This is a genomic window from Ekhidna sp. (assembly GCF_039940915.1).
Classification (GTDB): domain Bacteria; phylum Bacteroidota; class Bacteroidia; order Cytophagales; family Cyclobacteriaceae; genus Ekhidna.
In genome coordinates, this window is sequence record NZ_JBDVFO010000002.1 from 407,777 (window position 1) to 421,555 (window position 13,779).

Below are 13,779 nucleotides of genomic sequence, written 5' to 3' on the forward strand. Positions count from 1 at the left end.
ATATGCCATATGATTTTGATCAGTGGCTCATTTTTATCTATCAAGCCATGATTTAAATTCGCCTACGCGCTCTCGTGCCACAATTATTTGATCTTCGTCAAAATGATCCACAACAATTTCTAATCTTGAATTGGTAAATGCGATAATATCTTTGATATAATTCATGTTAATCATGTATTTCCGGGAGATCCGAAAAAATTGGCTTGTACTCAGTAAATCTTCTGCTTTATCTAAAGTATAGTCGATTAGAAAACGTTTACCTGCAGTCGTAAAAAGGTATGTGCCTTTATCTTGACTATAAACTAGTTGAATATCGGCAGTTTCCACGGTCTTCAAATGATCCCCTACTTTAACAACAAACCTTTCCTTGCCGGAGGGCTGCATTGCCTTAACAAGTTGATTCAAGTCTACTGTTGGAGACGGTTCCTCTTTTTTGCTGAAGTTTTGTTCTAATTTCTCAATCGCATTTCCTAACTCTGCTTCAGCTATGGGCTTCAATAAATAATCGACACTATTCGTTTTAAATGCCTTTAAGGCAAACTCATCATATGCGGTGGTAAAAATGATTGGTTTATCAATCTTAATCTGATCGAAAATATCAAATGAAATGCCATCGGCGAGTTGAATATCCATAAACAGGACATCATATGCGAGTGCTGGGAGTGAAATAGATGCTGACTCTACCGAATCAAACTTGGATACAAATTCATAGCCGGGACGTATGGCCTCAATTAATGATCGTAATCTTTTTGCTGCCAGCTGTTCGTCTTCAATAATTATAAACCTCATCTATTTCATATTTAATAATGGGACTCTTACTTCAAAAGAGTCATCTGTTTTTAAAATCTCCACTTCCCTATCACTCAGGTATTGATAGCGAGATTTAATATTTTCCAGACCTATGCCTGTGGAATCTTTCACCTTCTTCTCCTTCAGGTTGTTCTTCACAATACAGCAATCATTTTGAACATCTATGACAATCGTTAGTGGATCTTTTTCAGAGACTACATTGTGCTTTATTGCATTTTCAACTAACATTTGAATAGCTAGTGGTGGAACAAATAAGCTAGGCTTATGTTCGGATATTTCTACTTTCAAATTTTCTCCAAATCTGATCTTTTGTAAAAAAATGAAATTCTCCACAAAGCCCATTTCTCTTTCGAAAGAAACTACTTCATCATCTTTGCTATCCAAAACATAGCGATAGACCTGAGATAATTTCCTGATAAATTCCACCGCTTTTTCCTGATTGTCATACACTAGCGAGCTAAGCGCATTCATCGAATTGAAAAGAAAGTGCGGATTCACCTGATTTTTCAGACTGTTATATTGAGAAGCAATTTGTTCCGTTTTTAGCTTCTCCATGTCAATGGACGCTTGTCTCCAGGAGATTAGAAAGCCTCGGCCATGCATGAAGACATTTATACCCAAAGTAATCAAGAGTACGTTTTTAAATGGTGCCCCTGACTCTTCCAAGGCTTTTGAAAGAGGTAATTCGAAAACAATAAGGTCAAAAAACAAATCCAGGGCCCAAACAGCTAAATAGATATAAATCGTTATAGAAAGCAAACTTGCTACAAATCGTTTAATTGGAGTTTCTATCCAAGGTATGTGCTTGTCCCAAAACTCTACTAAGAACTCACTACCCTTCCAGAAAGCAACCCATGCCATTCCATTGTAACAAAAGTTGATATAAAACATGCGGGTAAGGAAATAAGGCTCCTCCAGACAAATCGAGCAAAATAGTACTACATTGACTACTCCTCCAAGAAGGAAAATTAACACAGTCCCAATGAGGTGATTTCGCAAATACTTACTCATAGTGATATCACTATTTCGTGAGCACTCCCTTTGATTTCAAACTTGCATTGCTCAAAGCTAGGCGGACCAAACATTCCTTTTGCATTGTTGGAAAAAGCATAAGGCTCAGACGGTATGCCAATAAAATTAGAGTCAAGTTCACCATTATCATTTTCGTCATGAAAAAGCGATACGGCATAGGTACCCTTACCTAGCCCTTCAAATAGAAACTCAATCTGATTGGATTCAATTGCTTTTCGTTTGCCCATAACTTCTTTAACCAAAAAATGATCCTCATGATCATAAATCGCTATCATTAGTGACCCTTTCACTTCCTTGATGTTCTCTACCTTGACTATTAGATCGAACGTATTTTGACCACTTGCCAAAAGAGAACAAAAGAAAATCATGATAAATAGAATCTGTTGCTTCATAGTGCTTTATTTGATTCAAAGGTGATGCTAACATGACCAATGCCTAAATTTTAAACGACTCAACTGTTAAATTTCATGGTTGAATTGTCATTTACACTCTAAGCAGCAATAATAGCGCATTGGAACATTAAAAATATTTTGAAAATGTTATGCATGCAGAGTAAATAGCACTATATTTGTTATGCATGCAGCGTATTTTAATAACAAACCAGAACATTGATATCGTAAAATGGAGTCAGCAATAGATAATAAAGCATTAAAGGGCGGTGAGTTTATCGTCAAAGAAACGGAAGCAGAACACATTTTCATCCCGGAAGAATTTTCTGAAGAACAAAAAATGATGGCTGCTGCTACTCAAGATTTCATTGATAAAGAGATTACTCCTATCACTGAAAGCATTGAGAACATGGAAGAGGGTGTGATGTCCGGCCTTATGGATAAAGCTGGAGAATTGGGTCTGCTAGGTGTGAATATTCCTGAGGAATACGGCGGACTTGGAATGAGTTTTAACACAGGCATGCTTATCGCAGATATTATGGCTGTGGCAGGTTCTTTTTCGACCGCATACGGAGCGCATACGGGCATCGGAACCTTACCTATCCTGTACTACGGCACAGAAGATCAAAAGAAAAAATACCTTCCCCTCCTTTCCAGTGGTGAGTGGAAAGCATGCTATTGCCTTACCGAGCCAGATGCTGGATCGGATGCTAACTCAGGTAAAACCAAAGCCAAACTATCCGATGATGGAAAACACTACGTCATCAATGGCCAAAAGATGTGGATATCCAATGCAGGGTTTGCTGACTTGCTTATCATTTTCGCAAAAATTGATGATGACAAAAAACTCTCTGCATTTATCGCCGAGCGTACCTGGGATGGAATTACAATGAATGATGAGGAAAAAAAGTTAGGCATCAAAGGCTCTTCCACCCGTCAGGTTTTTTTCAATGATTTAAAAGTGCCTGCAGAAAACTTACTCTCTGAAAGGGAAAACGGTTTTAAAATAGCTGTAAATGTGCTCAATGTGGGAAGAATTAAGTTGGGTGCCGGGTGTATCAATGGATGCAAGGACGTAGCTACAAAGTCAACGCAATATGCCAATGAAAGGAAACAATTCGGGGTCTCTATTTCAAGTTTTGGAGCGATTAAGCAAAAGCTAGCCAACATGGCAACTCGAACTTATGCCACTGAATCTGCTTCATACCGGGCTGGTCAAGATATCGAGAACTTGATTGCCAAATTGCAAAATGATGGACTCTCCCCTAGCGACGCAAAACTCAAGGGTGTAGAACAATATGCTATAGAGTGCGCAATGATTAAAATACACGGATCTGAAGTGCTGGCCTACTGTGTAGATGAAGGCGTTCAAGTTTATGGGGGCATGGGCTTTTCAGAAGAAGCACCAATGGCTCGAGCTTTCAGAGATGCACGTATTACGCGTATCTATGAAGGAACAAACGAAATAAACAGAATGCTCTTAGTCGGAATGATGTTCAAAAAAGCCATGAAGGGCGAGATTGATCTATTGGGACCTGCCATGGCCGTTGGACAAGAATTGACTGGAGTACCTTCCTTTGAGAGTCAAGACCTCTCGGCGCCTTTCGCGAAAGAAAAACAGGTCGTGAAGAATTTAAAGAAGGCTGTATTGATGGCTGCTGGAAAGGCCGCAGAAAAATTCGGCCCTAACCTAGACCATGAACAAGAAGTCCTTATGAGTCTGGCCGATATGGTTATCGAAGTATACGTCGCTGAGTCCACTTTGCTTAGAACAGAGAAGCTTATGGCTAAATACGGAGATGAGGGAAGCACGCTTTATCAAAACATGGCTAAACTCTATTTATACGAAGCGGTAAGGAAGATCAAAAATGCAGGAGATGAGGCAGTGGCTTGCTTTGCAGATGGGGATGAGCTTCGCGTCATGCTTATGGGTATGAAAAGATTCACAAAGATGGATCCTGTAAATACCAAAGAACTCAGACAATCAATAGCTGATGTCATGATTGAAGAAAACAAATTTCCTTATTCTCTCTACAACTAATAAGGATTATTTTCGTACGCTACTAAAAGCCGGCCATTAGGTCGGCTTTTTTTATTTAGAGTTTGTTTTGGCCACAATTCAAAATAGCTTTGTCTCGTACGCAGAGCACCCCAAATGGAAGAATTTAGCAAGAAATTAACCACAAAAGAGAAAGCTTTACAGCTTAACCTTGATAATAGAATCTATGGTACAGTTGCCGAGATTGGAGGAGGACAAGAAGTAGCAGCATATTTTTTCAAAGCAGGTGCCGCATCTGGAACCATTGCCAAAACAATGTCAGCGTATGACATGACTTTCAGTGATGCCATTTATGGGAAGTGTGAAAGGTATGTGTCGCAAGAAAAGCTACTACGTATGCTTGATCGCGAGTATTCACTTCTGGATCAGCGACTTACGCAAAGAGCTAAAAAAACCACCTTCTTTGCTTTCGCCAATACCGTGGAAGTAATTAATTACAATCGAAGTAACGTTGGGCATGGTTGGATGGGTCTCCGATTCCAGCGTCATTCCAATTCTGAGCCAAACGAATGCGTCATTCATGTGAGCCTCAAAGACCGAGACGCAGAATGGCAGCAGCAGGTCTTAGGAATTGTTGGAGTGAACCTTATACACTCATGCTACACATACAACACCCCGGAAGAAATAATCGACGCACTAGTAGATAACGTTCGCAAAGATCGACTGGAAATTGACATGTTCAGCATTTGCGGTCCTGATTTTCACCATGTAGACAATCGTCTAATGACGCTTAAGCTGGTAAAAAACGGGCTTACCAAAGTAGCCATGTTTGGACCTGATAAAAATGTAGTTCTTCCATCAGACATTATCTATCGAAAAAACGCTTTGGTATTAAGAGGCAGGTTTCGTCCGGTAACACATGTCAATGTTGACATGATGATTACAGGAATGCGTTCTTTTAAAAGGGAACTAGGTCATACCAAAGACATAGTTTCTGTGGTAGAAATCACGCTCAAAGATTTAACCCTGGCTGGACAACTTGATGAACAAGACTACCTCGACCGAGTAGATCTTCTTTGTTCACTTGGGCAAAATGTGATGATTTCAAATTATCAAGAACACTATAAGCTTGCGGGCTATCTGTCTCAATTCATAAAGGATAAGACGCTCGGAATCATCATAGGACTCAATAACCTAACACAAATTTTTGATGAAAAGTACTATCAAAACCTTGATGGCGGCATACTTGAGTCATTTGCAAGGTTGTTCGGTAGCAACGTGAAGTTGTTTGTCTATCCAATCATAGATTCAGCTTCAGGCGATATTAAAACAGGCAATGATTTCACGCCAGATCGACATCTGGAAAGTCTATTCTACTACTTCATTGAAAATCATAAGATTCTAAGTATCCCGGATGCCAAAACAGAAAACCTACATATCATCTCAGATCAGGTGCTAGAAATGATCGAGCATGATAAGTCGGGCTGGGAAGACATGGTCCCTAATAGAGTAGCCGAAGCGATCAAGTCTAACCACCTTTTCAACTACCCATATGAAATTGAGGTAGATGGCGAAGATTTGAATTAAACGTAAATAAGATTGGACTTTGTAGGTACCCTCCTTTTGCTATATTTGACGCTTTAAGCAAAATCAAAAAAGTATAGTACATGAGCGGACGTGGTAAATTTTCAAGCAAGCTTGGTTTCATTTTGGCAGCAGCTGGATCGGCTGTAGGACTTGGTAATATCTGGGGATTCCCCTACGAAGTTGGTCAAGGTGGTGGCGCCGCATTCGTGATCATTTACTTGATTTTCTGTTTCATCCTTTGCTACCCGGTAATGGTGACTGAAATCGCGATAGGAAGAAAAACACAAAAGAATCCAGTAGGAGCTTTTAATGCACTTGGTTATAAAAAATGGAATTTTGTCGGAAAACTCGGTCTCTTTAGTGGAGTCTTGATTTTATCCTTTTACAATGTAATTGCTGGGTGGGCATTTGGATATATCTTCGAAATGATCTCTGGCAACTTTGGAATTGCAGATCAGTTTGGCGAATACATTACAAATGTGTTCAAAGTTGGAGCTTATGGTTTAGTGTTTATGAGCGTAACTGCTTACGTGGTGTCGAAAGGAGTTTCTGGTGGAATTGAGAAAGCAGCAAGGTTGCTCATGCCTACACTTATCATAATGATTTTGATCATTGTCGGGTATGTAATGACACTTCCAAATGCCATTGATGGCTTAAAATTTTACCTGATACCTGATTTCTCAAAGCTTACTCCTTCAGTAGTTTACAATGCCATGGGGCAAGCGTTTTTCTCACTATCACTTGGTATGGGAGCTTTGATTACCTACGGAAGTTACGTTGGCAAATCTGACAACATTGTCAGTTCTGCAGCCTTCATTACACTTACGGATGTAGGTATTGCCTTTTTAGCTGGTCTAATGATTTTTCCATTGATTGGCTTCATGAGTGGAGGCACCATGGAAGGGGCTGGTCGTGGACCGGGACTAATATTTGTCACTCTCCCTCAAATATTTGGTCAAATTGGAGGAAACTTAGGCATCGCGACCGGTACATTGTTTTTTATACTGCTATGCTTCGCAGCTCTCACCTCAACTGTCTCTTTGCTTGAAGTACCCATTTCATTTGTTGTGGATGAGTGGAAAATCAGAAGAAATCGAGCTTCCTGGTTGGTTGCCTTGTTTATCTTCATCATCGGAATTCCTTCGCTGATTGGCAATGGATATTCTGAGTTTTTCAGTACTAGCTTTACTACTTATAAAGACGGAGGTACTGATTCAGACTTTCTTTCATTCGTTGCAGCTCTTGCAAATGACACCATTCTTCCGCTTGGAGGATGTATCATCGCTTTCTTTGCAGCGCATGTATGGAAAAAGCATAACCTGGATGAGGAATTGTCCCATGGAGCACCGGGATACAAAGGATCATTTGTTCAGAAGTATCTAAATTTTGCCATTGGGTATTTTGCACCAATTGTATTGGTCGTCGTATTTATCTTAACGGTGCTATTTAAATTTTTCGGGATACAGCTTATCTAAGACCTACTCCTTGATAAAGGTGCCTGGATCTTTGCCATTAAAATATATTACATACTGGCCCTGCCTAAGTACAGTAACATCTATGACTGTACCTTGTCCATCTAGCACCAGCTTGCTACCCGCATCGTAAATTTCGTAGTGAGTAGAACGTGAAAGGTATACTTTTGTCTTAGCCGACTTAGGGGTGAACTCTACAGGCTCAGGATAGTGATCAAAGTCAACCTCCCAGGAATACAAATGGCCAACTCTCGAGCCCCTTGGGAAATTATACTTAATTCGATATTTATTCGCCCCCTCTTCCAGGTTTGGAAAATGAGTATAATCCGCTCCTTCATATCTGCCCAATGATTCGCGAACTTCTTGATCAATCCAAATGCCATTATTCAATTTTTCTATTTCAAACTCCCCTCCTACACCTGTCTCCCCTTTCGTTTGCCAAACCAAAGCACTATCGGTAAGGGTAACAGCAGTGAATCTGAAAATGGTATGAAAAAGAATAGCTTCCGGGTTAATGATCACGGGAACACACAGCGTGTCCCTATGAACAACTCGAATTTTTACAGGAGTGTTTAAGTCAAACCCTTCAAAATCAAGCTTGATTGCACTCAGTTTATAATTTATATCTAAATACTCTTCGTTGATATAAATAGTTTCAATACAGAACCGTTTGTCAGCCTTGTCAAAAGGATTTTGAATAAACAAGGTCTTCCCTTTATAAACTCCGGCAAGGTTCGTCTCGACCTTTGGAGTCATTTGAGCAAAGAGCATATTTACTCCAAACAGAGTAAGTATAAAAAAACATCCGATTTTATACATTTTAGACTTTTTGCATTAACACTCCAAACATGATGCTATAATGATGAAAAATATCGATTATTTCGATGAGTATATACAATAAGCCAGCTAAAATTTACTCATTTGAACAAAATACAGATTTAATGTTCACATTTTCATATCTACCCTGTATAACCCCGATTTTTAGTCATGTTAAATTCATAAATTAGCCTCAATGAAAAAGTGCTCTCTCCTAATCATTGTATTCATTGTGAGTTGCAATCCAAAAGTGGTGTCATTTGTGAACCCTAAGTCCAAATTTGGTCACTTTGAAACCTATCGATTAGTTAGCGCTCAGGCTGACTCGAAGAATGTAACATCCGGAAATACGCCTGTTTTTGATTTGATTAAACAAAATATCCACAATGAAATGGCAAGGCGATCGTACAAACTTTCAAGCGTGTCCCCAGACTTGACATTGAGATACGAAGTTACTTCCAGCACACGCGTTGAGACCGAAAGAAATCAATTTGATTCATACTACAACACGCAAGTTTCATCCCGTGCCATTTACGAGTCAGCTCTCATTGTTGAGCTGGTCGACCAAAAAAAGAAATTAGTTTGGCAAGGCAGCTATGACCTTAGTCAACAGCGAAAGGAGAAAAAAATATCAGCCGCTATAGAAAAAGCTGTTGGTCACATTTTCACATCTTACCCCTACAGAGCTTTATCTGCAAAGGAGGATGAATCATTAAAAACATTTGTAAGTAAAAAGAAAGACAGCAAATAATGACAGATTATGGTTTTTGGTCATTGATACCACCTCTTCTAGCAATCGGATTAGCCATCAAAACAAAGCAAGTTGTCTTTTCACTCTCCCTAGGAATATTTGTAGGATATCTTATTATTCAAGGAGGGAATGTATTTGAAGGTTTCCTGTCAACCATATCAGCGTTTGTTGAAGTGTTCCAAAGCAAAGGAAACACACGCACCATTGTACTTACTTTGATCATTGGTGCATTGATTCAGCTCATTAAGTACTCAGGAGGCATCAACGGGTTTATCAACTGGGTACAAAAAAAGCTCTCTGGACAACAGAATTTAAAAGGAAAAATTCAAGCAACATCTGCACTCACTGGCTTCTTAATTTTTGTTGAATCAAACATCTCCATCCTCACTGTAGGTACCATTTTTCGACCTCTGTTTGATAAACATAAAATTCCGAGAGAGAAACTGGCCTACCTTGCCGATTCGAGTTCTGCGCCTTCTTGCGTTCTTTTTCCACTGAATGCCTGGGGAGCATATGTTATGGGCTTGCTTTTGGCGTTCCCGAGTTTAGATCCTTTCAAAACTTTGGTTTACTCTATCCCATTCAACTTCTACGCTATTCTAACATTGGTTTTTGTCTTCTGGCTTTCATTTTCAGGCAGGGAATATGGTGAGATGAAAAAGACTGCAGAACGATATAATGAATCCAACGATGAAAAAAGTCATACAGAGAATGCCACGTCTTCTCCTCTGAATATGGTTATCCCAATAGCTGTAATGGTGCTTTCAATGCCTTTTTTCCTTATTTATGGTGGATGGGATCCAAGCTTGGCAGGGGGATTTGCTGATAAGGTTTGGAACAGCATTAGCAATGGTTCAGGATCAGAAGCCGTTTTAAATGCGTGCTTCACAGGGTTCCTGGTTGCAGCTATCATGTACTTCTTCCAGAAGATGCTGACCATCAAAACTTTCATTGATCAGTCATTTAAGGGAATGAATGAAATGGTTGTCATGGCCGTTTTGATGGTCCTGGCTTTCGCCATTGGCAATTTATGTAACGAACTGGGAACAGGGATTTATGTATCCAGAGTAACGTCGGCATGGTTAATACCCGAAGTAGCTCCGGCGCTTATTTTTGTAATCAGTGGGTTTATTGCGTTTGCTACAGGTACTTCCTGGGGGACATTTGCAATCATGATTTCTATTGGAGTACCTCTCAGCTTCGCTGTTGATGCGAATATTTATCTGGTAATTTCTGCTGTACTTGGTGGAGGCGTATTTGGTGATCACTGTTCCCCTATTTCAGATACGACGCTGATTGCCTCGGTTGCTTCCGGATGTGATCACATAGATCATGTAAGAACTCAATTGCCCTATGCACTCTTCACAGGTGCACTCTCAATCGTCTTCTACCTGATAGCAGGGTTTATCTTCTAAGTAGACTATGGTTCTAGTCGCAATAGTCTTTAATGGCCTTGTTTGCTTCTGGAACACCAAGGGATTTAGCAAACTTGAAATCTTCACATGCAGATCTTAACTTCTCCTGCCCTATTTTGACGGCACCTCTATATAAGTAGGCCTCTCCAAAATCACGATTGATCGTAATTGCGTTATTGTAAGATTCAAGGGCTTGATCAAAATAACCTAATTGATGTTCTGCTCGACCTGATAGAAAATGAGCCTGAGCTGAATTTTCATTCAAGTCTTTGGCATCACCTATGTAAATAAGGGCCTTGTTATAATCACCATTATTATATGAAACCTTTGCTAAGCTTAAGTAGGCATTGATGTACTTAGGATCTATTTTAAGCAACTTCTTATAGTCGCTAATCGCTTTTCCAGTTTCCCCGATTTCTTCAAATGATCTACCTCGGTTATAAATACTCTTTTTATGATCTGGATGAGTCTCCAGGTAAGTGCTGTAAGCTTCAATTGCCAGACGGTATTTTCCATCCTCAAAAAAGTCGTCACCATTGTGTGAGTCTTCATTATTGCAACTGATGGCTGCCATAATGATAAATGCTATTAGTATGTATTTCATTTGAATGTATAAAGTCGGCAAAAGTAGATTGATTAATCAAAATCAATGCCGCTTTTCACATTTTTATACGAAGTAAGTTCACAATATGCCTTGCCAAAATTCATATTTGCGGCAACTTTTAGTGGAAGTCTGTTTGCGTCAGCAGAAATCCAGAAGGTAACAGCATCGCTTCCTTTAAAAACACTATTCTTCTGCATGATAGGTACCACTTTGTGGCAATAGATGTCGCCCACCTTTGTTTTAGTGATTTCTATGCCATGATAGATCATCTCGAAATCATAAAATTCATCGTCAAAGAAAGCATCCAACTGGATCGTGTCTCCCTTCACAAGCCCTCTATAATCAATACTTCGAGCATACATGATTCCTCCCATCATGTCGAAGATTTTACCTTCCTCAAGATCAAAATACTTAGTAGGGCTTACTTCCGGATCCGATTTTGAAGTACTTTCTACCTTCACTTGCATAGAATCATAATCGAAATATGCTCTTTCATCCAGATCATCGTTTCCTTCAGATATATTTCTAAATGAATAATAGGGTAAAAAAGTATCCTTATCAATAACTGCTCCCCACTTGTCGTCTACTTTGGAAAAAACGCCAGCAAGCCCTGCAGTTTTTCCATGCACATCAATTGCTATGCATTCTTTTCCATCTCGCATTACATATTCATCTGAAATCTTGAATGAACCCCTTCCAATTGTAAACCAGCCATAAGAAAGCTTAAAATGAAGTTCTTCACCTTTACTTACTGGTTTATCGCTAACAACATTTGTTTGGGCATTGGTGATAAGCCCTAGAAAAATCAATGCTAAAGTTTTCATGACTTTTAAAGTTGGTACGCTTTCCATCACTACAACTAAGGTGCCATTAATTAAACTGAAACGCTGTTTTCCCTTAAAGCTTCGTTCAATGAGGTCTTTTTGTCGGTACTCTCTTTCCTCTCTCCGATGATCAATGCACATGGCACTTGAAACTCTCCGGCTGGGAATTTTTTAGGTACTGTACCGGGGATAACAACTGATCTTGGAGGAACATACCCTCTATATTCCTTAGGCTCTGAGCCTGTAACATCAATGATTCTGGAACTGGCAGTTAAAACTACGTTTGCGCCTAAAACAGCTTCTTTACCTACTCTGATCCCCTCAACAACTATGCAACGGGACCCAATAAATGCATTGTCTTCAATAATCACTGGAGCCGCTTGTACTGGCTCCAGTACTCCACCAATTCCTACTCCGCCACTTAAGTGAACATTTTTTCCGATTTGTGCACAGCTACCAACTGTTGCCCAGGTATCAACCATCGTTCCTTCGTCCACATAGGCTCCGATATTGACATAACTGGGCATTAACACGGTATTCTTTTGAATGAAAGCTCCATATCTAGCTATTGCATGTGGAACCACACGCACTCCTAACTGATCGTATCCGGATTTCAATTTGATTTTATCATGAAATTGGAAGGGACCAACTTCTATCAACTGCATTTTCATCAGTGGGAAATAAAGAATAACAGCTTTTTTGAGCCATTCATTTACAATCCACTCCCCTTCAGAGGGCTCGGCTATTCGTCTCTTTCCATTATCCAGCTCTTCTATTACTGTCTTAATGGCAACAGAAACATCTTTTTTGGTTACGAGTGTTCGATCTTCCCAGGCTTCCTCTATGAGGTTTTTTAATTCCATCTAATGACTAATATTTACAGATAATATGAAGAAAAAAATTGTGATAGCTTCTCTACTCAAACCAGTAGACGATGTACGTGCTTACTGGAAGCTGTCTCAATCAATGGCGAAAACAAATAAATATGAAGTTAATATCATAGGAAATAGTGGGAAAAAAGAAAAAGATGAAAAGAATATAAAGTTCCTCCATCACAAACTCGACCGCAAAAATTGGCTAAAACGCCTTGTCATCCGCGAATTGATATTTTTTCGAATCCTACGGATAAGACCATCTTTATTGATAATAACTACACATGAATTGCTAAACAACGCTTTGCTAATAAAACTAATTACAGGATGCAAAGTGGTTTACGATGTGCAAGAAAATCATGGTTTGAATCTCTCTTCCATCAACCCCACATTATTAAAGAAGATACTTTCAAAATTTATCCGTTTGAAGGAAACGTTTTCACGAAGGTTTGTTGATCAATTTTGGTTAGCAGAGAGTTGTTATGCAGAAGAACTTTCATTTGTGCAAGATAAGTTTCTGATCTTAGAAAATAAGGCTCTCGACTTGCCTTACCCCCGAAGAGATTTTTCTTCCATCAGCATGCTATTTTCTGGGACCATTTCGGATTACGGAGGGGTCAGAAGAGCAGTAGGCCTATTCTACAAAATCCAAAGTGATTCTCCGAAAACAACCTTGAAAATCATTGGGCAAGTGCATGACAGTTCTCTGAAAAATTGGTTAGAATCTGAGCAGAAAAACAATCCTGGGCTCATGTTAAATATTTCCACTACTCCCGTTCCATACGACCAAATATTAGAAGCCATATTCGAAGCAAATCTAGGTATTATCGGATATGAGCCATCCGAAGTAAATAGAGAAAAAATTCCAACTAAACTCTACGAATATTCAAGGTACCGACTTCCATTCTTAGTAAAGAAAAATACCAAATGGAGCAAAGTAGGATTAAGATTAGGCGCTGCAATACCTGTGGCATTCGATGAAGAAAATCACTCCAAGATATCCGAAACGTTCAAAAACGTAGATTCATTTTTAACAAAAACTTATCCTGAAGATGCTACGTGGGAAAATGAATCCGTCAAAGCAGTTAATTCAATTGAAACATTAATCAATTGATTATAAAATTGCTGATTAACAATTACTTATATTTTCGTTAAATAATCATTCTAAATTTATTTTTAGATTCATCTAAAAATAATATAACTTTGTG

Annotated in this window: 13 protein-coding genes; 6 read left to right on the forward strand and 7 right to left on the reverse strand. The window is 39.2% G+C overall.

Going from position 1 to position 13,779, the window contains the following annotated elements:
- Positions 1-33: 33 nt before the first annotated feature.
- Genes ABJF57_RS07060 through ABJF57_RS07070 form a run of 3 tightly spaced genes read right to left on the reverse strand, consistent with a single transcriptional unit; the run spans position 34 to position 2,234 of the window.
- Positions 34-789 (reverse strand): LytR/AlgR family response regulator transcription factor, encoded by a 756-nt coding sequence (locus ABJF57_RS07060; protein WP_462233737.1) that lies wholly within the window; start codon positions 787-789, stop codon positions 34-36.
- Positions 790-1,821, reverse strand: a complete 1,032-nt coding sequence (locus ABJF57_RS07065; protein WP_462233739.1) for a sensor histidine kinase — start codon at positions 1,819-1,821, stop codon at positions 790-792.
- On the reverse strand, positions 1,818-2,234 hold the full coding sequence (locus ABJF57_RS07070) for a DUF2141 domain-containing protein (protein ID WP_462233741.1): 417 nt from the start codon (positions 2,232-2,234) through the stop codon (positions 1,818-1,820). Before ABJF57_RS07070 ends, ABJF57_RS07065 begins: the two co-directional genes overlap by 4 nt.
- Positions 2,235-2,463: 229 nt before the next feature.
- Here ABJF57_RS07070 and ABJF57_RS07075 point away from each other — a divergent pair, with 229 nt between their 5' ends.
- The 3 genes from ABJF57_RS07075 to ABJF57_RS07085 all read left to right on the forward strand — a co-directional run bounded on the left by ABJF57_RS07075 (position 2,464) and on the right by ABJF57_RS07085 (position 7,292).
- Entirely contained in the window at positions 2,464-4,272 is a 1,809-nt protein-coding gene (locus tag ABJF57_RS07075) for an acyl-CoA dehydrogenase family protein (RefSeq protein WP_462233743.1), read from the forward strand.
- Between the two features lie 114 nt (positions 4,273-4,386).
- Positions 4,387-5,817, forward strand: a complete 1,431-nt coding sequence (locus tag ABJF57_RS07080) for a TonB-dependent receptor (protein ID WP_462233745.1) — start codon at positions 4,387-4,389, stop codon at positions 5,815-5,817.
- 80 nt (positions 5,818-5,897) lie between these two features.
- Positions 5,898-7,292, forward strand: a complete 1,395-nt coding sequence (locus ABJF57_RS07085) for a sodium-dependent transporter (RefSeq protein ID WP_462233747.1) — start codon at positions 5,898-5,900, stop codon at positions 7,290-7,292.
- A 3-nt stretch (positions 7,293-7,295) separates the two neighbouring features.
- Here ABJF57_RS07085 and ABJF57_RS07090 read toward each other — a convergent pair whose 3' ends face one another.
- Positions 7,296-8,108 carry a hypothetical protein gene (locus ABJF57_RS07090; RefSeq protein WP_462233749.1) on the reverse strand — a complete coding sequence of 271 codons (813 nt, stop codon included), beginning with the start codon at positions 8,106-8,108 and terminating at the stop codon, positions 7,296-7,298.
- 193 nt (positions 8,109-8,301) lie between these two features.
- Between ABJF57_RS07090 and ABJF57_RS07095 the strand changes: the two genes are divergently transcribed.
- Positions 8,302-8,856: a DUF4136 domain-containing protein gene (locus ABJF57_RS07095; protein ID WP_462233751.1), complete on the forward strand. Its 555-nt coding sequence runs from the start codon at positions 8,302-8,304 to the stop codon at positions 8,854-8,856.
- Positions 8,856-10,271 carry a Na+/H+ antiporter NhaC family protein gene (locus ABJF57_RS07100; RefSeq protein ID WP_462233753.1) on the forward strand — a complete coding sequence of 472 codons (1,416 nt, stop codon included), beginning with the start codon at positions 8,856-8,858 and terminating at the stop codon, positions 10,269-10,271. The genes ABJF57_RS07095 and ABJF57_RS07100 overlap by 1 nt, the downstream gene beginning before the upstream one ends.
- 13 nt (positions 10,272-10,284) lie before the next feature.
- Here the strand turns inward: ABJF57_RS07100 and ABJF57_RS07105 are convergent, their stop codons facing one another.
- Genes ABJF57_RS07105 through ABJF57_RS07115 form a run of 3 tightly spaced genes read right to left on the reverse strand, consistent with a single transcriptional unit; the run spans position 10,285 to position 12,562 of the window.
- Positions 10,285-10,875: a tetratricopeptide repeat protein gene (locus ABJF57_RS07105; protein WP_462233755.1), complete on the reverse strand. Its 591-nt coding sequence runs from the start codon at positions 10,873-10,875 to the stop codon at positions 10,285-10,287.
- Positions 10,876-10,907: 32 nt separating this feature from the next.
- Positions 10,908-11,699, reverse strand: coding sequence for a DUF3108 domain-containing protein (locus ABJF57_RS07110; protein ID WP_462233757.1), 792 nt, complete (start codon positions 11,697-11,699; stop codon positions 10,908-10,910).
- A 50-nt stretch (positions 11,700-11,749) separates the two neighbouring features.
- Positions 11,750-12,562: a 2,3,4,5-tetrahydropyridine-2,6-dicarboxylate N-succinyltransferase gene (locus ABJF57_RS07115; protein ID WP_462233759.1), complete on the reverse strand. Its 813-nt coding sequence runs from the start codon at positions 12,560-12,562 to the stop codon at positions 11,750-11,752.
- Between the two features lie 25 nt (positions 12,563-12,587).
- Between ABJF57_RS07115 and ABJF57_RS07120 the strand changes: the two genes are divergently transcribed.
- Positions 12,588-13,685 carry a glycosyltransferase family protein gene (locus tag ABJF57_RS07120; protein ID WP_462233761.1) on the forward strand — a complete coding sequence of 366 codons (1,098 nt, stop codon included), beginning with the start codon at positions 12,588-12,590 and terminating at the stop codon, positions 13,683-13,685.
- The last annotated feature ends 94 nt before the right edge of the window (positions 13,686-13,779 follow it).

What these genes read in the sequence shown, in the direction of transcription:
- ABJF57_RS07060 (WP_462233737.1), bottom strand. Translation starts at nt 789, where the DNA reads ATGAGGTTTATAATTATTGAAGACGAACAGCTGGCAGCAAAAAGATTA.
- ABJF57_RS07065 (WP_462233739.1), bottom strand. Translation starts at nt 1,821, where the DNA reads ATGAGTAAGTATTTGCGAAATCACCTCATTGGGACTGTGTTAATTTTC.
- ABJF57_RS07070 (WP_462233741.1), bottom strand. Translation starts at nt 2,234, where the DNA reads ATGAAGCAACAGATTCTATTTATCATGATTTTCTTTTGTTCTCTTTTG.
- ABJF57_RS07075 (WP_462233743.1), top strand. Translation starts at nt 2,464, where the DNA reads ATGGAGTCAGCAATAGATAATAAAGCATTAAAGGGCGGTGAGTTTATC.
- ABJF57_RS07080 (WP_462233745.1), top strand. Translation starts at nt 4,387, where the DNA reads ATGGAAGAATTTAGCAAGAAATTAACCACAAAAGAGAAAGCTTTACAG.
- ABJF57_RS07085 (WP_462233747.1), top strand. Translation starts at nt 5,898, where the DNA reads ATGAGCGGACGTGGTAAATTTTCAAGCAAGCTTGGTTTCATTTTGGCA.
- ABJF57_RS07090 (WP_462233749.1), bottom strand. Translation starts at nt 8,108, where the DNA reads ATGTATAAAATCGGATGTTTTTTTATACTTACTCTGTTTGGAGTAAAT.
- ABJF57_RS07095 (WP_462233751.1), top strand. Translation starts at nt 8,302, where the DNA reads ATGAAAAAGTGCTCTCTCCTAATCATTGTATTCATTGTGAGTTGCAAT.
- ABJF57_RS07100 (WP_462233753.1), top strand. Translation starts at nt 8,856, where the DNA reads ATGACAGATTATGGTTTTTGGTCATTGATACCACCTCTTCTAGCAATC.
- ABJF57_RS07105 (WP_462233755.1), bottom strand. Translation starts at nt 10,875, where the DNA reads ATGAAATACATACTAATAGCATTTATCATTATGGCAGCCATCAGTTGC.
- ABJF57_RS07110 (WP_462233757.1), bottom strand. Translation starts at nt 11,699, where the DNA reads ATGAAAACTTTAGCATTGATTTTTCTAGGGCTTATCACCAATGCCCAA.
- ABJF57_RS07115 (WP_462233759.1), bottom strand. Translation starts at nt 12,562, where the DNA reads ATGGAATTAAAAAACCTCATAGAGGAAGCCTGGGAAGATCGAACACTC.
- ABJF57_RS07120 (WP_462233761.1), top strand. Translation starts at nt 12,588, where the DNA reads ATGAAGAAAAAAATTGTGATAGCTTCTCTACTCAAACCAGTAGACGAT.